Here is a 19855-nt window from a genome sequence, read left to right as displayed (position 1 = left end):
ATTGTTCCAAAGTCGCCAAACAGGTTACTTTGTCTTGGATAACAACCCCATGAGTCGCCAGGCGACCTTCCTTTTTTGCGGCGAAAGGAGACGCACATGATGTTTCCGGCCTTGAAAGGCTTACCTTTGCATCGTGTGATGATGCGTACCGTGACCGAGTTTCTCGACGACGAGATGTCGACCTACGCCTCGGCACTGGCCTACCAGATGCTGTTTTCGCTGTTCCCCTTCATTCTCTTCCTGATCGCCCTGATCGGTTTCCTGCACCTGCCGGACTTCTTCTCCTGGCTGCGCCTGCAATCGGAGCTGGTGCTGCCGCCCCAGGCCTTGGAGCAGGTCAACCCGGTGATCGACCAGCTTCAGCAATCCAAGGGTGGCTTGTTGTCAGTGGGTATCGTCATTGCCTTGTGGACCGCTTCGGCGGGCGTGCGGCTGATGATGAGCGCGATGAACGCCGCCTACGACGTGGTGGAAGGCCGTCCGGCCTGGAAGCGCTTCCCCCTGTCGATTTTCTACACGGTCGGCATCGCCGGCATGCTGCTGGCCGCTGCGGCGCTGATGGTGCTCGGGCCGCAGGTGATGGGCTGGATCGCGGCCCAAGTCGGCCTGGAAGAGTTCATCGTCACGCTCTGGACGATCGTGCGCTGGCCGGTGATCGTGTTCTTGCTGATGGTGGCCGTGGCGCTGATCTATTACGTGATGCCCGACGTCAAGCAGGAGTTTCGCTTCATCACGCCGGGGTCGGTGCTGGCGGTGGTGGTGTGGATCATCGCTTCCCTGGGCTTCGCGTTTTACGTCAAGACCTTTGCCAACTACAACGCCATGTATGGCAGCATCGGCGCGATCATTGTGTTGTTGCTGTATTTCTATATTTCTTCGGCGGTGCTGTTGCTCGGCGCGGAAATGAATGCGGTGATCGAGCACATGTCCAGCGAGGGCAAGAACCCGGGTGAAAAGAGCGCGGGCGAGCACGAAAAACAGCATGTGTCGGGCCTGGGGCGCGACCATTCCATCCCTCAAACCCACCCTGACGAAGCCCGACCATGATCCGTGAAATCCTGAAAATGGGCGACGAACGCCTGCTGCGCATCGCCCCGCCGGTGCCCGCCGAAATGTTCGACAGCCCGGAATTGTGGCAATTGATCGACGACATGTTCCAGACCATGGAAAGTGTCGGCGGCGTCGGCCTGGCGGCGCCGCAGATCGGCATCGACCTGCAACTGGTGATCTTCGGCTTCGAGCACAGCGAGCGTTACCCCGACGCCGAGGCGGTGCCCCAGACCATCCTGATCAACCCACTTATCACCCCCCTGGGCCCGCAGATGGAAGAGGGCTTCGAAGGTTGCCTGTCGGTGCCGGGCTTGCGCGGTGCGGTCGAGCGCTACCAACACATCCGCTATGAAGGCTTCGATCCCAAGGGCGAGCCGATCGTGCGTTACGCGTCGGGCTTCCATGCGCGGGTGGTGCAGCATGAATGCGATCACCTGATCGGGCGCTTGTACCCGTCGCGCATCACTGATTTCAGCAAGTTCGGCTTTACCGAAGTGATGTTCCCGGACCTGGACCCCACCGCCGACGATTGATACCCACCCCTGAACCCTGTGGGAGCGAGCTTGCTCGCGATGGCGGTGTGTCAGCCGCCATTGATGCAGCTGACCTGACGCAATCGCGAGCAAGCTCGCTCCCACAATGGACTGCGTTGATTCAGGGTTTTGCAGGCTCCCACCCCATCGCAATCATCGGCTTGCTGCGGGCATACCGGCTCAGGCGTTCGGCCATCGCATAGGGCAGTTCAGGGTCGAAACTGAAACCACGCCGCTCATAAAAGCCGCGCAAGTCCGGGTGACAGAACAGCCACACCGGCTTGTCCACCCCGTTCACCGCTTCAGCGATCAATCGCGCGGCTATGCCCTGGACGCGGTACGCCGGGTCGACGAACAACCCCGTCAACCAATGCCCGCCCGACACTGGCCGCAAGCACAGGGCGGCGACGATCTCATCGCGCCGTGCCACCCACAGCTGCGCGTCACGCACTGCTTTCATCGAGGATTGGTGGGTGCGGTAAAACTTGTTCATCAGCGGCCAAAGCGATGCTTCGAGCGCTGCGTAATGGATTTCGGACATGGCGGGGTCGTGGCGCAGAAGGAGGAGGCGATTATAAAAGAACGCGAGTGCGGCGATAGGTGTATACCTGACTTCACATCCCGTATGACTGGAGTACGTATCATGGCCAAAGGCATGGATTCAAAAAAAGCGGCAAAGAAAAAACCGGCGAAGACTGCCGATGAAAAGCGCGCCGACAAGAAAACCAAGAAGGTGAACCTGTTCGGTCATTGAACCGGTACCGCCTTGGCGGGCCTCAGGTTGAGCTGGGGCGGTCACCCCAGCTCAAATGCTCTGCCCTGTGCCGAGGCTCAAAGCGAGGCGAGAAACATGTCCGTGGCCGCGGCTTTGTCGCCCGTGCGGCTCTCCTGGGCCTTTTCCACTTGGGCTATCGCTGACTTGTCCTGCATGCGCTGGGCAATCTCCTGGCTGACCGCCATCTGCTTCTCGGGCGGCATCGCCTCGAACTCTTCCTCGGTAATGCCCATTTCTTCGAGAATGCTGTCGCGCAGGCGCTCTTCGGGCGTCTTGCTCATGTAGTCCTTGAACTCTGCAGTGGCAGAGCCGCCGAGTGTCGTGGAAGCCACGGTCTGCAATTGCACGCGCGTCTTGGCGAACGCCTCATCCACCTTGTCGCTGATGGCGGTGGCGGCATTGACCTGTTGCGTGGCTCGCTGGGTGAAGGAATCCTGGACCTGGGCACTGCCCTGGCTGGCCTGGGCCTGGACGTTATCGCGCAACGCCTGCAACGCGGCGCTTTGCAGGCCGCTGGCGGCTTCGGCGGTGGGATCCTCGCCCGGGCGTTTGAGTGGCAAGACCATCGCTTGCTGTTTGGCACTGACCAACATGATGAACACCTGTAGGTAATGGCTGAGCGATGGGCAGGAGCAATTCCCATGCCGCCTTCGCAAGGCCCGTATTCCAAGGGGTGTGGACAAGCGCTCGGCGAGCGGGGCGGCCAACCCTTGCCGTCGGACGGCATGGATCGACCGCTTGAGCGTGGCGCCTCAGGTGCTTTCGCGAACCTTGAGCTCGAAACCCAGGTCCACCACCGGCTGCGCGATGCGGTTGCCGGCCATCAGTGTCAGCATCTGTTCGGCGGCGCGGCGACCGATGGCTTCCCGTGGGGTGCTGATGCTGCTCAGGCGCGGCACCATATGGGCCGAGGCGGGCAGGTCGTTGAAGCCCAGCACCGAGACCTGCTCGGGGATCTTGATGCCGCAGCGCAATGCTTCGAACAGGGCGCCGTGGGCCAGGTCGTCGTTGCCGAAGAAGATCGCATCGACGTCCGGGTGGCTGCCGAGCAATTGCAGGAACAATTCCCCGCCCAGGCCCACCGAGGATGGACGCGGGGTCAGCAGTTCCAGGTCCGGGTCATACAAACCGGCTTGTTGCAGGGCGCGGCGAAAGCCTTCACCGCGCAGCAGGGTGCGCTGGTCCAGTTGCGCGCCGATGTAGGCCAGGCGCTTGCGGCCCTTGGAAATCAAGTGCTCGGCCGCCGTTTCGCCAGCCTTGAGCTGGGAAAAACCGACGCAATTGAGCCCGGCGCCGGGGTCCAGTTCCATCATGTACACGCATGGGATATTGCTGGCCTCGATCATGCGGCGGGCGCTTTCGGTGCGGTCGAAACCGGTCAGCAGCAACCCCCGAGGCTGATAGGCCATGTAGTTGCGCAACAGGTCTTCTTCCTCGTCCCGGGAGTAGTGGTAGTTGCCGATCACCACTTCAAAGCCCTTGGGCCGCAGCACCCGATGGATGGCTTCCAGGGTGTCGATGAACAACAGGTTGGACAACGACGGCACCAGCACCACCACCGAATGGCTCTGGGCCGAAGCCAGGGCGCGGGCGGCGGGATTGACGACGTAGTTGAGTTCCACGGCGGCCTGGCGGACTTTTTCCACCAGTTCCGAGGCGACGGTGCTGACGCCACGCAGGGCACGGGAGGCGGTGATAGGGCTGACACCGGCCAGGCGTGCGACTTCGTTGAGCGTGGGGCGACCGGTGGTGCGAGTATTCTTATCGTTTTTAGGGACGGTCATCAGGGCGGCTTGCCAAACAAAAATCAAGGTACTAAGGTAGCGCTGTCTCGACGCCGCTGCAAATGCGTGAGCGGGGGTTGCCTGATCCCTCGTCCGTGGGTGTCGTGAACGAACATGCTGCAACCACAAAAATGACAAGAAGGCGTCGGCAACTTCTGCTTTTGCTGCGGTGTCATAACTGGCAAAGGTAGCGCTGTCTGCGCGCTGAGGTGTTACATGAACAATCCCATCTCCGCCCTGGTCATCATGGGCGTTGCCGGTTGCGGCAAAACGTGCGTCAGCCAGGCCCTGTGCCAGTTGAGCGGCGCCACCGCCATCGAAGGCGACACGTTCCACCCCGCGGCCAACATCCAGAAGATGAGTGCCGGTATCCCTTTGAACGACGACGACCGTGCCGGCTGGCTCGACAGCCTGTGCGACGAGTTGCGCCGTGTCGACGCCACGGGCGAGCGTCCGGTGCTGACCTGCTCGGCCCTCAAGCACAGTTATCGTGAGCGTCTGCGCAGCGCCTTGCCCGGCCTGGGCTTCGTATTCCTTGAATTGACCCCTGAAGTGGCCGCTGACCGCGTTTCCCATCGTCCCGGCCATTTCATGCCGTCGACCCTGATCGACAGCCAGTTCGCCACCCTTGAATCCCCTGTCGGCGAGCCCCTGACCCTGGCTCTGGACGCGTCCAGCCACAGCGTTGACGAACTGGCACAGCAGGCTTACGTCTGGTGGTTGGCCCACGGTTTGAAGCTGGCCAGCTGAGTTTCAAAAATTTGCGTCAGAAAGATAGCGCTGTCCCGACGACTCATAAATAACTGCTTCAATAACAACAACAAATCAGGAGACACCTCCCATGTTCGGCATGTCCCACGAGACGTTCCTACTGCTTGATGCAGTGGTCACGGTGATCGGACTCATCGTCCTCATCACCAAGTTCAAATTCCACCCGTTCATTGCGCTGACCATCGCCGCCGCGTTCCTCGGCCTGACGTCGGGTATGCCGACCGGCACCATCATCAAGGCGTTCCAGGACGGCTTCGGTGGCGTGCTGGGCTTTGTCGGCATCATCCTGGCGCTGGGCACGATGCTCGGCAAAATGATGGCCGAGTCGGGCGGGGCCGATCAGATCGCCCAGACCCTGATCCGCGCCTTCGGCAAGGACAAGGTGCAGTGGGCGATGATGTTCGCCGCCTTCCTGGTGGGCATCCCGCTGTTCTTCGAAATCGGCTTCGTGCTGCTGATCCCGCTGGTGTTCATCGTCGCGCGCCGCACCGGCGTGTCGATCATCAAGATCGGTATCCCACTGCTGGCCGGTCTTTCCGCGGTCCACGGCCTGGTGCCGCCGCACCCGGGGCCGTTGCTGGCGATTGGCATATTTGGCGCTGACATCGGCAAGACCATTCTCTATGGCCTGATCGTCGCGCTGCCGACCGCCATCATTGCCGGCCCGATCTTCGGTACGTTCATTGCCAAGCACATCCCCGGCCATCCGAACCAGGAGCTGGTGGACCAACTGGCCCGCGAGACGAGCGCCGCCGAGCTGCCAAGCTTCAGCATCACCCTGATCACCGTGCTGTCGCCGGTGTTCCTGATGCTGCTCAAGACCTTCGCTGACGTGGCGCTGCCGGACGGCAACCTCTTCCGTGCCTGGATGGACATGATCGGCCACCCGATCTCGGCTTTGCTGCTGGCGTTGTTGCTGTCGCTGTACACCTTCGGCTACAAGCAGGGCATCGGTTCCAGCCAGATGCTCAAATGGCTGGACGCCAGCCTTGCGCCGACCGCCGCGATCATCCTGATCATCGGTGCCGGTGGTGGCTTCAAGCAGATGCTGGTCACCAGCGGCGTGGGCGATGTGATCGGTCACATGGCGGTGAGTGCGCAGATCTCGCCGATCCTGCTGGCTTGGCTGGTGGCCGCCGTGATCCGTATCGCCACAGGTTCGGCGACGGTGGCGACCATTACCGGTGCCGGTATCGTGGTGCCGGTGGTGGGGATGATGCCGGGTGTGAACCGTGAGCTGCTGGTGCTGGCGACCGGTGCCGGTTCGTTGATCCTGTCCCACGTCAACGATGCGGGTTTCTGGCTGGTCAAGCAGTACTTCAACATGACCGTGGCCGAGACCTTCAAGACCTGGACCGCGATGGAAACCATCCTGTCGGTGGTGGGGTTGATCTTTATCCTGCTGCTGTCGCTGGTGGTCTAACCGACAACACTGTAGTCAATGTGGGAGCGGGCTTGCTCGCGAAGGCGGACTGACAGTCAACAAATAGGTTGAATGTTATATCGCCTTCGCGAGCAAGCCCGCTCCCACACTGGTTTCTGGTGATCAACAAATCCAGGGAAATACCCACATTGGGTTTTTGTCTCAGCCGTTGGTTTTGTGAACCAACCCATCCGCCCTGAACATCCCACGGATCCCACGCACCGCCTGGCGAATCCGGTCCTGGTTCTCGATCAGCGCAAAGCGCACGTGATCATCCCCATACTCCCCGAATCCCACCCCCGGCGAGACGCAGACCTTGGCTTCGGCCAGCAGCTTCTTGGCAAACTCCAACGAACCCAGGTGCGCATAGGCCTCGGGAATCTTGGCCCAGACGTACATCGACGCCTTGGGGTTTTCCACCTTCCAGCCCAGCTCATGCAGGCCCTTGACCAGCACGTTGCGGCGCTGGCGGTACTGCTCGGCGATGTCGCGCACGCATTGCTGGTCGCCTTCGAGGGCGGCGATGGCGGCCACTTGCAGCGGCGTGAAGGTGCCGTAGTCGTGGTAGCTCTTGATCCGCGCCAGGGCGTTGACCAGTTCCGGGTTGCCCACCATGAACCCGATGCGCCAGCCGGCCATGTTGTAGCTCTTGGACAGGGTGAAGAACTCCACCGCGATGTCTTTCGCCCCCGGCACTTGCATGATCGACGGGGCTTTCCAGCCGTCGTACACGATGTCGGCGTAGGCGAGGTCGTGGATCACCAGCACGTCGTACTGCTTGGCCAGGGCGATGACCCGCTCGAAGAAGTCCAGCTCCACGCACTGGGCGGTGGGGTTGGATGGGAAGCCGAGGATCATCATCTTCGGCTTGGGGATCGAGCCGCGAATGGCCCGTTCCAGTTCGTCGAAGAAATCCACCCCTGGCACCAACGGCACCGAGCGCACCTGGGCGCCGGCGATCACCGCACCGTAGATGTGGATCGGATAGCTGGGGTTGGGCACCAGCACCGTGTCGCCCTGGTCCAGGGTGGCCAGCATCAGGTGGGCCAGGCCTTCCTTGGAACCGATGGTGACAATGGCTTCGGTTTCCGGGTCGATGTCCACCTCATAGCGGTCCTTGTACCAGCGCGAAATGGCGCGGCGCAGGCGCGGGATGCCTTTGGAGGTGGAATAACCGTGGGTGTCTTCACGCTGGGCGACGGTGACCAGTTTTTCCACGATGTGTGGAGGCGTGGCGCCGTCGGGATTACCCATGCTCAAGTCGATGATGTCTTCGCCGCGCCGACGCGCAGCCATCTTCAGCTCGGCAGTGATATTGAATACATACGGGGGGAGTCGATCGATGCGCGCAAAGCGGCGCGGCGAACCTTGTTCGGCCATTGTTGCCTCGAGATACGTGAGCGCCCGGAACCGTCCGAGCGACGTTGGCCACTGCGGTGGCCTGCGGCGCAAGATAATCGGGCGGATGTCGGATTGTCCAGTAGCCGCGGCGAACTATTTTCGACGACACTGTCGCCCTGGCCGCGGCGCCATCGATGGTCGCAGCGGCTTGTTGAACCTGTCTCACCCAATCCTGATGGAACGAATGATGGAATTTTCCAGCGGCTTCCTGCTGAGCCTTTCGCTGTGCCTGGACATTGGCGTGGCCAATATCGCGATGATCACCCTGGCGATGCAGCGCGGCTATTTCCAGGGGTTCGCCCTGGGCCTGGGCACCTGCGTGGGCGATCTGATCTACGCCGTCCTGGCCTTGGCCGGCATGACCGTGCTGCTGCAATACGAAGCGGTGCGCTGGGTGCTGTGGGTCGGCGGCTCGGTGCTGTTGCTGTACTTCGCGGCCAAGATGATCCACTCGGCGATCTATCACAGCGCTGTATTGGCCGAGGCCGGTGAAGTGCAGGGCAACTCTTCGCGCCAGGAGTTCTTGCGCGGGATTTTCCTGGCCATGTCATCGCCCAGTGCCATTCTCTGGTTCGCGGCGGTGGGCGGTACGCTGATTGCCCGTTCGGGCGGCGGAACCTTGCTCAGCTCGGCGCTGTTTCTCAGTGGTTTTCTCTGCGCCGGGCTGCTGTGGTGCGCAGCCTTGTGCCTGGCGGCGACCCAGGGTGGCAAACTGTTGGGGGATAAATTGTTGCGTTATTCCTATTGGGCATCCGCCGCGATCTTCTGTTATTTCGCGGTGTACGTGATTGTTTCTGGCTACAACGAGTTTGTAGGAAGCGCCGTCACCGCGGCCCTGCCTGGCATCTGACAAGCGAAACGGCCCTGGCAATCACGGTTTGGCTTCTATACTGCCAAGCCCGACTTCACGTTTTGCTGGAGTGTTGCCGCATGGAAAAGCCCGAACGCGATTACACAGCCGTGCCACGCTTTGAACAGGGACGTTTTCAGCTTATCGCCGGCTTTGGTGCTCGGTTTACCCAGGACACCGCCCAAGACATCCCTTTGCTCTGGGAAAAGTTCCTGCCCTGGCTCGGTAAGGTGCCAGGGCAGAAAGATGAAGTGACCTACGGTGTGTGTTGCAACCCGGACGGGAAGGGTGGGTTCGAATACATCGCCGGCGTGGAAATCAGCCGGCTCGACGATTTGCCGGAGCAATATCGCTGGATCGAAATCCAGCCAGGCCATTACGCGGTCTTCGAACACAAAGGGCCATTGAAAAAACTGCCGGATACGTTCCAATACATCTGGAAAGAGTGGCTGCCCCATTCCGGTTACGAAGCGGCGGATCAGCCTGAATTCGAGCGCTACAGTGAAGACTTCAACCCCAGAACCGGCCAAGGCACCCTGGAGATCTGGATCCCGCTCAAGCCAAGCTGATCGGGCAGTCCCCTGTGGGAGCGAGCTTGCTCGCGATAGCGTCAGGTCAGCTACTTTGATGTTGACTGAAACACCGCTATCGCGAGCAAGCTCGCTCCCACATTCGGCGCCTATCGATCGTTGATTCTGTTTGTCAGAACACCAACCCCATCCGCCGCTCATAACCGATGCGGCCCTTGTAGGCTTCGCCACTGTCGACCCAGCCCAGGCGGGCGTACAGGCCAATGGCCGAAACGTTATCGGGATCGACCGAGAGCTCCAATCCGTGGATGTCCGGCCAAGCGGCTCGTGCCACGGCGGGCAGCGCCTGCAGGCAGGCCTTGCCATACCCTTTGCCCTGGGCCCGGTGGTCGACTTGCAAGGCATGCAGGGTGGCGCTGTGTTCGTTGGCCCAGGCCGGCAGTACCGGCGGGCGCTTGAGCAGCAGAAAAGCCACTGGCACGTCCCCAGCCAATAGCGCAAAGCCTTTGACCCCCGGGCCGGGCCGGGACAGCAGCATGTGCAGGGCGCCATGGATATCGCCGGCGAACTTGATCTGTTCGGGGTGGAGTTCGATGGCGCTGATCTGTTCGCGTTGCAGCGCAGTCAGGTCTTCGTAGGGGACGAGTCGAGCGGTCACAGAAACGTCCAACGTTTGCCGGCAGGATAGGACTTGGATTCTAGCGAATTTTCTCTTTGAATTATTTTTGTTGGATTGTCGATTCGCTGTTTCTCCAAACGACAAAGGGTGTCTTCAACAAAAAACTGCGGAGAATCACCATGAATACCCAAGCCACTGAAACCCAGATCCAGGCCTTGATCGACACCTACCGCCAGGCCGTCATGGCCAAGGACGTCGAAAAAGTCATGGCGCTCTATGACGAGAGCATTGTCTCGTTCGATGCCATCCAGGCCCTGCAATTCAAGGGCAAGACCGCTTACCGGGCCCATTGGCAAGCGTGTATGGAAATGTGCCCCGGTCCGCACAAGTTCGACTTTCATCAGGTCAAGATTACCCCGGCCGACAACATCGCCTTCGCCCACTGGCTGGCCTATTGCGGCGGCACCAACGAGAAAGGCGAGGAACAGGCCTGCTGGATGCGTGTGACGGCCTGTTACCAGCGTGTAGCCGGACAATGGCGGATCGTCCATGAACATTGGTCCGCTCCGTTCGACCCGATGGCCGGGACGGCGCTGTTCGACCTGCAACCCTGATCGTCGGTTTTTTCGCCGAGCGTCATTCTGCCGTCCATAGTTGATCTGTCCGAACACGGAGCCTTCCATGAAGTACCTATGCCTGGTGTATAGCAACGAACAGACGCTGCACAACTCGCCCGACAGCCCGGAGGACGCCGAATGCATGGCCTATGCCGAATCGATCCAGGGCAGTGGGCGCATGCTGGCCGCCGAAGCCCTGGAGTCGGTACAAACCGCCACCACGGTGCGCATGCGTGGCGGCAAGCTGTCGATCACCGACGGCCCGTTCGCCGAAACCAAGGAGCAACTGGCGGGCTTTTACCTGATCGACGCCAAGGACCTCAACGAAGCCATCCAGATCGCCGGCAATATCCCGGCGGCCCGGGTCGGCTGCGTTGAAGTGCGACCGGTACGCCAACTGAACCCCTGAACAACAATCACAAACAGGATTTCATTCATGAACCTCACAGCTGCCCCTTACGCGTTATCCATCAGCCGGGTAATCGATCGCCAGGCACAGGACGCCATGGGTTTCCCTGAGGGTTGGGGCCAGAGCCTGGGCCGGCTTGAGACACTGGTTACCCAAGGCATGCCCGACTGATGTCGGTCGAAACGGTCAAGGCGCGGGTCGAGCAGGTTTATCGGCAAGACTCGCGGCGGATCCTGGCGACGCTGATTCGCCTGCTGGGTGACTTCGATCTGGCGGAAGAGGCTTTGCACGAGGCCTTTTTCATTGCGGTCGAGCGCTGGCAGCGCGACGGTGTGCCGGACAACCCACGGGCCTGGCTGGTGTCTGCCGGGCGCTTCAAGGCCATCGACAGTTTGCGCCGGCGCGCGCGTTTCGCCGCGTCCCAACCGTTGTTGATCGCTCAACTCGAAGCGCTGGAGCAGGATCCGTGGAGTGACGAAGACGTGGAAGACGATCGCCTGCGGCTGATTTTTACCTGTTGCCACCCGGCCCTGGCGGCGGATGCCCAGGTGCCCCTGACGCTACGGGAAGTCTGCGACCTGACCACCGAGCAAATCGCCCGGGCGTTCCTCGCCGCCCCGGCGGCCATTGCCCAGCGCATCGTGCGGGCCAAGGCGAAAATCCGCGATGCCAGGATCCCCTATCAGGTGCCGTCCCGCTCGGAACTGCCGGAGCGGCTGGACAGCGTTCTGCGGGTGATCTACCTGGTGTTCAACGAAGGGTATTCGGCCTCGATGGGCGCCGAGCTGACTCGCGAAGACCTGACGCGCGAAGCCATCCGTCTCGGGCGTCTGCTGATGGAGTTGCTGCCCGAGGCCGAGGTCATGGGGTTGCTGGCGTTGATGCTGCTGCACGAATCCCGGCGCCCGGCGCGAACGTCGTCGACCGGTGAACTGATTCTGCTGGATGAGCAGGTGCGATCCTTATGGGATGCCGAGCTGATCGCCGAGGGCTGTGCGTGGGTGGAAGCCGCGTTGAAAACCCGACGGTTCGGGCCGTACTGCCTGCAAGCGGCGATTGCGGCGGTGCATGCCGAAGCGCCGACGGCTGAGCAGACCGATTGGCCGCAGATCGTCGGGCTTTATGATGTGCTGCTGCGGGCCGTGCCGTCGCCGGTGATCGAACTCAACCGCGCCGCTGCCCTGGCCAAGCGTGACGGACCGGAAGTCGGCTTGCGCCTGGTCGAGGCGATCCTGGAGCGTGGGGAATTACTCGACTATCACCTGGCCTATTCGGCGCAGGCGGAATTCTGTCGTCAACTGGGACGAGTGGACGAGGCGAGGGCGGCGTACCGCCGCGCGCTCGAACTGACGCAGCAGTTGCCGGAACGGCGGTTTATCGAAGGACGGCTTGCCGGGTTGCAGCCATGAACCACAGTGACGCCCCTTGTGGGAGCGAGCTCGCGATAGCGGAAGGATTAGACACATCAAATGTCGACTGATATGCCCCCATCGCGAGCAAGCTCGCTCCCACAAGGGCAGTGATGACTGATCTCGCATTTTTGAAACACCAGAAACCACTGTGGGAGCGAGCTTGCTCGCGATGGCGGTAGACCAGCCAACATCAATATCGACTGATAGACCCCTATCGCGAGCAAGCTCGCTCCCACAGGTTTTGTGGCTTGGCTGGCTGCGTTGACCCGCAGCCAGCCGGCGTTGATCAGAACTCGTGATCAGCGTTATCCGGGTTCAGGTCGCTGATGCCCAGTTTGCCCGCAGCCTGTTCGATCGAGCCGGTCTGCTTGACCAGCGCGGCGATGGCGTCGCGCACGATCTGGTTACCGGCAGTGTTGCCGGCGGCGATCAACTGGTCGTAGTGCTCACCCTTGTTGGCGTGATCGACCATGACCTTGATCTTGGCCTCGGTGTCGGCCAGGTCGGCCTTGAGCGCGGTGTCCGCGGCCGGGTCGGCCTTGGCGACCAGGGACGACAGGCTGGCGCCGGTCATCTTGGTGCCGTCGACCCGGGTGTATTCGCCCAGGTACACGTTACGCACGCCCTTGGCATCGTAGAAATGCGAGTTGTGGGTGTTGTCGCTGAAGCAATCCTGTTCGTCTTCCGGCGAGTTGGCTTCCAGGGACACCTTCATACGCTCGCCCGCCAGTTCACCCAGGGACAGGCTGCCCATGCCGAACAACATCTTGCGCAGGCCGCTTTCGGCCGGCTCGGCTTCCAGGGTGGCGCGGTAGTTGTCGGTCACGTTCGGCTTCCAGTTACCGACCATTTCCTGCAGGTCATTGACCAGCAGTTGGGTCACGGACTTGAGGTAGGCACGACGACGGTCGTTGTGGCCGCCAGTGGCACCGGCGCCTTCCAGGTAATCCGAAGCGGGGCGATTGCCGGCGCCCGGGCCGGTGCCGTTGAGGTCCTGGCCCCACAGCAGGAATTCGATGGCGTGGTAGCCGGTGGCGACGTTGGCCTCGGAACCGCCCAACTCGTTCAGGCTGGCGAGTTTTTCCGGGGTGATGTCCTTGACGTCGACCTTGTCTTCGCCAACCTGGACTTCGGTATTGGCGATGATGTTGGCGGTGGCGCCCGGGTTACCCAAGGCGTGCTCGTAGGATTTGTCGACGTAGTCGATCAGGCCTTCGTCCAGGGGCCAGGCGTTCACCTGGCCTTCCCAGTCGTCGATGATGGTGTTGCCGAAGCGGAACACTTCGCTTTGCAGGTACGGTACGCGTGCGGCGACCCAGGCAGCCTTGGCGGCTTTCAAGGTATCGGCGTTCGGCTTGGCCAGGAACGCGTCGACGGCGGTTTGCAGGGTCTTCGCAGTGGATTCGGCATCGCTGTAGACGGCATAGACGATGTCGGCATAGTGCGCGACAACGGCCTTGGCGGCGGCTTCGTCGACTTTGCCGGCAGCAGCAGGGGCGACCGGTGCCGAGGTGCTGGCGGCCGGCGTTGGCGCTTGCGGCGCGGCGGCCTTGTCTTTGCCTTCGCCGCAACCGGCGAGGGAAATAGCGATGGCCAGCAGACTGGCGGTAGCCAGGGGCATACGAATCATGGCGAACATCCTGCTTCGGTGATGGATGGGACAGGCGCGAGGGTGCGCAAAACTGCGACATAATGCGAAAGATTTGCATTATGTGTAAAGGGTTATGCTTGTAAATATTTCTTATTTAATGAAGGGATCGGCAGCGTCTGTAGGAGCTGCCAAGCGAAGCGAGGCTGCGATCTTTCCACGGCCAATTGAGTCTGGAGCGAAAGATCAAAAGATCGCAGGCTTCGCCAGCTCCTACAGGACGTGGCAGAAGAGAGGAGTCAGAGGATGGACACCTTGCTGCGCTCGGCCTGCTTCAGGTAAAGGCCCAATTCCCGTGCCGGCAGTGGTTTGCTGTAGTAGTAGCCCTGACCTTCGTGGCAGCCCTCGGCGATGATGTAGGCTTCCTGCTCGACCGTCTCGACGCCCTCGGCAATGACCTGCATCCCCAGGCTCTTGCCCAATTGGATGATGGCCCGGACGATGGTTGCGTCGTCTTCATCGTCGAGCAGGTCCTGGACGAAGCTCTTGTCGATCTTGATCTTGTCCAGCGGCAGGCTCTTGAGGTAGCTCAGGGACGAATAGCCGGTGCCGAAGTCATCGATGGCAATCAGCGCCCCGGAGCGACGCAGGCTCAGCAAGTGCTGGGCCGCGGTGGTGATGTCTTCCATCAGGCCGGTCTCGGTGACCTCCAGCTCCAGGCTGCGCGGCGGCAGCCGGTACATCTGCAGGAGATTGTTCACCACCCGTGGCAGTTCGGCGTGGTGCAATTGCACTGTCGACAGGTTGACCGCCATGCGCAGGTCGAGGAAACCCTGGTCGTGCCATTCGCGCAATTGCCTGCACGCCTGGTCCAGCACCCATTCACCAATGGCGATGATGGTGCCGTTCTGCTCGGCCAGGGGAATGAACAGGTCCGGCGGCACCAGGCCGTGCTCGGGATGGTGCCAGCGGATCAGGGCTTCAGTGCCCACCACCCGCAGGTCGCGGTAGCTGATCTGTGGCTGGTACACCAGGGTGAACTGCTCGCGGGCCAGGGCCTCGCGCAGGTCTTTTTCCAGTTCACGACGGCGGCGCATCTCGCTGTCGACGCTGGCAATGTAGAACTGATAGCGATTGCGCGAGCGGCTCTTGGCCAGGGTCATGGTCTGCTCGGCTTTCTGCAACAGTTTCTCGGTGCTGTCGCCGTCTTCGGGGAAGAGGGTGATGCCGATGGTGGCCCGTAGGCGGATTTGCTGATCGTCGATGGCGAACGGCGCTTCCAGGTCATCGAGGATGCTCTGGGCCAGTTCGGCGGCCTCGTAAGGCTGTTCGATGTCGGCCTGGACCAGGGCGAACTGGTCGCCCCCCAGCCGCGCCAGTGCGCCGAGCCGCCCACTGTGGGCCCGCAGGCGATCGGCCAGGGCCAGCAGCAACTGATCGCCGGTCTGATAGCTGAACTGTTCGTTGATGCCCTTGAAATCATCCAGCCCTACACACAACACCGCCACCCGACGTTGCAGGCGTCCGGCGTCCACCAGGATCTTGTCCAGTTGCTGTTGAAGTTGCTGGCGGTTGGGCAGCCCGGTGAGGAAGTCGTACTGGGCCATTCGCAGCAGGCTGTTTTCCGCTTCGTGGCGCAGGTGCGTGTTGCGCTCGATGGATTCGAGCAGTTGGTTGGCCGTGTTGATCCACAGGCCCAGTTCGTTTTGCTCGTGGCCGCGCAACTGCGGGATCTTGTGCGCACTGGGGCGATCGGGGTTGATTTCGGTCAGGTGTTCGATGATCCGCGACAACGGCTTGGTCAGTAGCCAGTGATAGACCAGGTACAGCACCAGGCCCATGGCCAGGGCCCGCAGCATTCCGGAGATGAAGATGATCACCGAGCTGACGATGAAACCTTCGCCGTAGGTGGCCGTGTCGAGGGTAATGCTCAGGTCGCCGTAATATTCGCTGTAGGGGCCACGTCCCACCAGCTGCGTGGTGAAGGTGCGCTCCTTGCCCAGGATCAGGTCGGTCAGCCAGCGGCTTTCGGAGTGCTGCAAGGGGCGGGTTTTTTCGGCGAGCATGGTTTCGCGGGGATGGCCGATGGAGGCCATGCGCACGGCTTCGTCCTGGAACAGGCCTTCGATCACTTGCATGCCCATTTCCCGGTCCAGGCTGTAGACGGCCTGGGTCGATGGATCGCGGAACATGTCGAGGATACGCTGGGCGTCACTGGCGACGGCCTGGTTGGTTTTGTAGGCATCGAACACGATCTGGGCGCAGCTCAAGACCATGCCAACGATCAATGCCGAAAGGAGCACGACCCGGAGCAACTTCACAGACAAGCTGTTCTTGAGTTCCAGCTTCAAAGAGTGGTTCCTTGTTCCGTGCGGGTAGCGTCAAGTTGCCATGAGTATTGGCAATCCTGTGATGTCAGTCAAAGGGACAATCAAACACAAGGGTTTTCGCTTGAAACCTGACCGATATACGTTCTTTCCAGAGTGATTGCTCTACGACCATTGTGTCGGTTGAAAGGCACCGCAACTTGAGGCCCGTCGGGATTTTTTCTTGGATTCCAGACACGAGGTATTTGCCTGGCGATCAATTTTGTCGCGCAAAAAAAACCCGGCACGGCGCCGGGTTTCCTTTGTCTGGCATCGAGCTTAGGCAGTAAAGGCTTTGCCTTCGAACTGCTCGGCGACGAATTTCCAGTTGACCAGGTTCCAGAACGCTTCGACGTATTTCGGACGAACGTTGCGGTAGTCAATGTAGTAGGCGTGTTCCCACACGTCGCAGGTCAGCAGCGGGGTGTCGCCGCTGGTCAGCGGGTTGCCGGCGCCGATGGTGCTGGCCAGGGCCAGGGAGCCGTCAGCCTTTTTCACCAGCCAGCCCCAGCCGGAACCGAAGGTGCCGATGGATGTCTTGCTGAATTCTTCCTTGAACTTGTCGAACGAACCGAATGCCTTGTTGATGGCTTCAGCCAGGGCGCCGGTTGGTTGACCGCCGGCGTTTGGCGCCAGGCAGTTCCAGTAGAAGGTGTGGTTCCAGACCTGAGCGGCGTTGTTGAAGATACCGCCCGAGGAAGTCTTGACGATTTCTTCCAGGGTCTTGCCTTCGAACTCGGTGCCAGGCACCAGGTTGTTCAGGTTCACGACGTAGGTGTTGTGGTGCTTGTCGTGGTGGTATTCCAGTGTTTCTTTGGAAATGTGTGGCGCCAGTGCGTCGTGTGGATAGGGCAGCGGCGGCAATTCGAAAGCCATGGTGATTCTCCTAATCAGGTCAGTTGCGGTGAGCGCAAGGCCGATCACGGGCGGCCAGACTAGCGCCGGGGAGTTTGTACTCTTTGCGGCGCAGGAGTCGGATCATAGCACCGGGGGTGCGGCATAACCACGCAACAACTGTGTGGAATAGAGGTTCCAGAGCGGTTTGGAATAATCAGCCGGCGACAATCAATTGCATCGCCACGGTAAACATCATCACCGCCACCAACAGGTCCAGGATCCGCCAGGTGCTTGGACGGGCCAGCCAGGGAGCCAGCCATGCGGCGCCGATGGCCAGGGTGAGGAACCACAGCAGCGAGGCACTGGCCGCGCCCACCACATAGGCGCCGGGCACGCTCTGCTGGGCTCCGAGGGAACCGATCAGCAGCACGGTGTCGAGGTAGACGTGGGGGTTGAGCAGCGTCACCGCCAGCGCGCTGAGCAAGACTGCCCGCAGCGAGCGCACAGCCTGGTTCTCGCCCTGTTGCAGACTCTGCTTCGAACAGGCCCGGCGCAAGGCCAGGCTGCCGTACCAGAGCAGGAACGCCGCGCCGCCCCAACGGGCAATCGACAGCAGTAACGGACTCTGGGCGAGCAAGGTCGCCAAGCCGAACACCCCGGCGGCGACCAACAGGGCGTCGCAGACGATGCACAGCGCCGCGACCGGCAAGTGGTGCTCGCGGCGCAGGCTCTGGGCCAGCACGAATGCGTTCTGGGCGCCGATGGCCATGATCAGCCCGAGGGCCACCAAGAGCCCGTTCACATAGCTTTGCCACATCGTTTTATCCCCGGTCAGTTGATGAATTGCTGGCCATTCTCCTGTGGCGAGTTGTATAAGAAAAACCAATATTGCTGATTGCTCATTAGGAAAACTGATGTTCGATTACAAATTGCTCTCTGCCCTGGCCGCCGTGGTCGAGCAGGCCGGTTTCGAGCGCGCGGCCCAAGTGCTGGGTTTGTCGCAATCGGCCATTTCCCAACGGATCAAGCTGCTGGAGGCGCGTGTCGGGCAGCCCGTTCTGGTGCGTGCCACACCGCCAGCGCCCACGGAAATCGGCCGTCGGTTGCTCAACCACGTGCAACAGGTGCGGTTGCTCGAGCGCGACCTGCAGAGCCTGGTGCCGGCGCTGGATGAAGAGGGGCTGCCGGAGCGTCTGCGCATCGCCTTGAACGCCGACAGCCTGGCAACCTGGTGGGCTGCTGCCGTGGGAGATTTCTGCGCCGACCATCACCTGTTGCTCGACCTGGTGGTAGAAGACCAGACCGTGGGCCTCAAACGCATGCGCGCCGGTGAAGTGGCGGCCTGTGTCTGCGCCAGCGAACGCCCGGTGGCGGGGGCTCGCAGCGTGTTGCTGGGGGCGATGCGCTACCGGGCGTTGGCCAGCCCGGCCTTCATCGCCCGGCACTTTCCCGACGGCGTGCGGGCCGATCAACTGGCTCGCACGCCGGCATTGGTGTTTGGCCCGGATGATTTCCTGCAGCATCGCTACCTTGCGTCCGTGGGCGTGGAGGGCGGTTTCGAGCATCATTTATGCCCCTCCTCCGAGGGCTTCATCCGTCTTGCCGAGGTGGGGTTGGGCTGGGGGCTGGTGCCAGAGCTGCAAGTGCGCGAACAGCTGGAACGAGGCGTGCTGGTGGAATTGTTGGCAGATAAACCGATCGATGTGCCGCTGTACTGGCATCATTGGCGCAATGGTGGGCAGTTGCTCGGCTTATTGACTGAGCGATTGATCGCAGCGGCAAGCAGCACGCTGCAAGCGGTAAGTGAAAAGCGCTTGGCTTGAAGCTTGTGGCTTGTAGCTCGAATCTGATTTTTTAGGAGCATGCATGAAGATTTTGGTCACCGGCGCAAGCGGCTTCATTGGCGGGCGCTTTGCGCGTTTCGCCCTGGAGCAGGGCCTGGATGTACGGGTCAACGGTCGCCGGGCCGAGAGCGTGGAACATCTGGTGCGTCGCGGTGCGCAGTTCGTCCAAGGCGACCTGAACGACCCTCTGCTGGCCCGCGACCTGTGCCTGGATGTCGAGGCCGTGGTGCATTGCGCCGGCTCCGTGGGGCTGTGGGGCCGCTACCAGGACTTCCACCAGGGCAATGTCCAAGTCACGGAAAATGTCGTCGAAGCCTGTCTCAAGCAGAAGGTGCGCCGCCTGGTTCATCTGTCCTCGCCGTCCATTTACTTCGACGGCCGTGACCACCTCGGGCTGACCGAAGAACAGGTGCCCAAGCGCTTCAAGCACCCTTACGCCGCGACCAAGTACCTGGCCGAGCAGAAAGTCTTCGGCGCCCAGGAGTTCGGCCTCGAAGTGCTGGCCCTGCGCCCGCGTTTCGTGACCGGTGCCGGTGACATGAGCATTTTCCCGCGCCTGCTGAAAATGCAGCGCAAGGGACGACTGGCCATTGTCGGCAACGGGTTGAACAAGGTGGACTTCACCAGTGTGCAGAACCTCAACGAAGCGTTGCTCAGCAGTCTGCTGGCCACCGATTCAGCCCTGGGCAAGGCCTACAACATCAGCAACGGTGCACCGGTCCCGCTGTGGGACGTGGTCAACTATGTGATGCGCCAGATGGAAGTCCCACAGGTCCGACGTTATCGCTCCTACGGCTTGGCTTACAGCGTCGCGGCCCTGAATGAAGGATTCTGCAAGTTGTGGCCAGGCCGCCCCGAACCGACGCTGTCGCGCCTGGGCATGCAGGTCATGAACAAAAATTTCACCTTGGATATCAGTCGCGCCCGGCATTATCTCGATTACGATCCGCAGGTCAGCCTGTGGACCGCCCTCGATGAATTTTGCGCCTGGTGGGGTGTCCAAACAGCCCGCTGATCGGCCCATCATGAACCGAGTGCCAGGTTCG

Annotated in this window: 20 protein-coding genes and 1 pseudogene; 12 read left to right on the top strand and 9 right to left on the bottom strand. The window is 61.3% G+C overall.

The window, feature by feature from the left end; translation table 11 throughout:
• Positions 1–96 precede the first annotated feature (96 nt).
• Together IB266_RS20475 and def are read left to right on the top strand one after the other, a co-directional pair.
• Positions 97–1047, top strand: a complete 951-nt coding sequence (locus IB266_RS20475) for a YihY/virulence factor BrkB family protein (RefSeq protein ID WP_192262239.1) — start codon at positions 97–99, stop codon at positions 1045–1047.
• On the top strand, positions 1044–1583 hold the full coding sequence (gene def, locus IB266_RS20470; RefSeq protein WP_060738850.1) for a peptide deformylase: 540 nt from the start codon (positions 1044–1046) through the stop codon (positions 1581–1583). Before IB266_RS20475 ends, def begins: the two co-directional genes overlap by 4 nt.
• 121 nt (positions 1584–1704) lie before the next feature.
• Here def and IB266_RS20465 read toward each other — a convergent pair whose 3' ends face one another.
• From IB266_RS20465 to IB266_RS20455, 3 genes are all read right to left on the bottom strand, one after another.
• Positions 1705–2124: a GNAT family N-acetyltransferase gene (locus IB266_RS20465; protein WP_192262238.1), complete on the bottom strand. Its 420-nt coding sequence runs from the start codon at positions 2122–2124 to the stop codon at positions 1705–1707.
• A 290-nt stretch (positions 2125–2414) separates the two neighbouring features.
• Positions 2415–2951, bottom strand: coding sequence for a hypothetical protein (locus IB266_RS20460; RefSeq protein WP_192262237.1), 537 nt, complete (start codon positions 2949–2951; stop codon positions 2415–2417).
• Between the two features lie 159 nt (positions 2952–3110).
• Entirely contained in the window at positions 3111–4142 is a 1032-nt protein-coding gene (locus IB266_RS20455; RefSeq protein ID WP_060738847.1) for a LacI family DNA-binding transcriptional regulator, read from the bottom strand.
• 216 nt (positions 4143–4358) lie between these two features.
• Between IB266_RS20455 and IB266_RS20450 the strand changes: the two genes are divergently transcribed.
• Complete coding sequence (locus IB266_RS20450) at positions 4359–4892, top strand: gluconokinase (RefSeq protein ID WP_092203878.1); 534 nt, start codon at positions 4359–4361, stop codon at positions 4890–4892.
• 91 nt (positions 4893–4983) lie between these two features.
• Entirely contained in the window at positions 4984–6336 is a 1353-nt protein-coding gene (locus tag IB266_RS20445; RefSeq protein WP_060738845.1) for a GntP family permease, read from the top strand.
• 162 nt (positions 6337–6498) lie between these two features.
• Here the strand turns inward: IB266_RS20445 and alaC are convergent, their stop codons facing one another.
• Entirely contained in the window at positions 6499–7716 is a 1218-nt protein-coding gene (gene alaC, locus IB266_RS20440; protein ID WP_192262236.1) for an alanine transaminase, read from the bottom strand.
• 208 nt (positions 7717–7924) lie between these two features.
• Between alaC and IB266_RS20435 the strand changes: the two genes are divergently transcribed.
• The gene (locus tag IB266_RS20435; RefSeq protein ID WP_060738843.1) at positions 7925–8587 is read left to right on the top strand and encodes a LysE family translocator; all 663 of its coding nucleotides are present in this window, start codon (positions 7925–7927) and stop codon (positions 8585–8587) included.
• Between the two features lie 80 nt (positions 8588–8667).
• Positions 8668–9156, top strand: coding sequence for a GyrI-like domain-containing protein (locus IB266_RS20430; protein ID WP_192262235.1), 489 nt, complete (start codon positions 8668–8670; stop codon positions 9154–9156).
• Between the two features lie 133 nt (positions 9157–9289).
• On the opposite strand, the gene IB266_RS20425 is transcribed toward IB266_RS20430, so the two are convergent.
• The gene (locus tag IB266_RS20425; RefSeq protein WP_192262234.1) at positions 9290–9775 is read right to left on the bottom strand and encodes a GNAT family N-acetyltransferase; all 486 of its coding nucleotides are present in this window, start codon (positions 9773–9775) and stop codon (positions 9290–9292) included.
• Positions 9776–9915: 140 nt separating this feature from the next.
• Between IB266_RS20425 and IB266_RS20420 the strand changes: the two genes are divergently transcribed.
• The 4 genes and pseudogenes from IB266_RS20420 to IB266_RS20405 all read left to right on the top strand — a co-directional run bounded on the left by IB266_RS20420 (position 9916) and on the right by IB266_RS20405 (position 12171).
• Positions 9916–10350: a YybH family protein gene (locus IB266_RS20420; RefSeq protein WP_060738840.1), complete on the top strand. Its 435-nt coding sequence runs from the start codon at positions 9916–9918 to the stop codon at positions 10348–10350.
• A 67-nt stretch (positions 10351–10417) separates the two neighbouring features.
• Positions 10418–10762: a YciI family protein gene (locus IB266_RS20415; protein ID WP_192262233.1), complete on the top strand. Its 345-nt coding sequence runs from the start codon at positions 10418–10420 to the stop codon at positions 10760–10762.
• Positions 10763–10837: 75 nt separating this feature from the next.
• Positions 10838–10933 (top strand): annotated as a pseudogene (locus tag IB266_RS20410) (polyketide cyclase); the annotation flags it as partial.
• Positions 10933–12171, top strand: coding sequence for an RNA polymerase sigma factor (locus IB266_RS20405; protein WP_192262232.1), 1239 nt, complete (start codon positions 10933–10935; stop codon positions 12169–12171). The pseudogene IB266_RS20410 and the gene IB266_RS20405, both read left to right, overlap by 1 nt.
• A 289-nt stretch (positions 12172–12460) precedes the next feature.
• On the opposite strand, the gene IB266_RS20400 is transcribed toward IB266_RS20405, so the two are convergent.
• The 4 genes from IB266_RS20400 to IB266_RS20385 all read right to left on the bottom strand — a co-directional run bounded on the left by IB266_RS20400 (position 12461) and on the right by IB266_RS20385 (position 17782).
• Positions 12461–13804 (bottom strand): imelysin family protein, encoded by a 1344-nt coding sequence (locus IB266_RS20400; protein ID WP_192262231.1) that lies wholly within the window; start codon positions 13802–13804, stop codon positions 12461–12463.
• Positions 13805–14061: 257 nt separating this feature from the next.
• The gene (locus IB266_RS20395) at positions 14062–16113 is read right to left on the bottom strand and encodes a putative bifunctional diguanylate cyclase/phosphodiesterase (RefSeq protein ID WP_060738836.1); all 2052 of its coding nucleotides are present in this window, start codon (positions 16111–16113) and stop codon (positions 14062–14064) included.
• Positions 16114–16407: 294 nt separating this feature from the next.
• Positions 16408–17004, bottom strand: a complete 597-nt coding sequence (locus IB266_RS20390; protein ID WP_060738835.1) for a superoxide dismutase — start codon at positions 17002–17004, stop codon at positions 16408–16410.
• A gap of 175 nt (positions 17005–17179) precedes the next feature.
• Positions 17180–17782 (bottom strand): LysE/ArgO family amino acid transporter, encoded by a 603-nt coding sequence (locus IB266_RS20385; RefSeq protein WP_192262230.1) that lies wholly within the window; start codon positions 17780–17782, stop codon positions 17180–17182.
• Positions 17783–17879: 97 nt separating this feature from the next.
• On the opposite strand from IB266_RS20385, the gene IB266_RS20380 reads away from it, so the two are divergent.
• Positions 17880–18788 (top strand): LysR family transcriptional regulator ArgP, encoded by a 909-nt coding sequence (locus IB266_RS20380; RefSeq protein WP_060738833.1) that lies wholly within the window; start codon positions 17880–17882, stop codon positions 18786–18788.
• A gap of 43 nt (positions 18789–18831) precedes the next feature.
• Positions 18832–19824: an NAD-dependent epimerase/dehydratase family protein gene (locus IB266_RS20375; RefSeq protein ID WP_192262229.1), complete on the top strand. Its 993-nt coding sequence runs from the start codon at positions 18832–18834 to the stop codon at positions 19822–19824.
• Positions 19825–19855 lie beyond the last annotated feature (31 nt).

The sequence above is a fragment of the Pseudomonas sp. Pdm06 genome, from assembly GCF_014851795.1.
GTDB classification, from domain to species: Bacteria; Pseudomonadota; Gammaproteobacteria; order Pseudomonadales; family Pseudomonadaceae; genus Aquipseudomonas; species Aquipseudomonas fluorescens_AA.
Note: the sequence above shows the minus strand (reverse complement) of the source record. Positions and strands in the feature narration are given on the sequence as shown.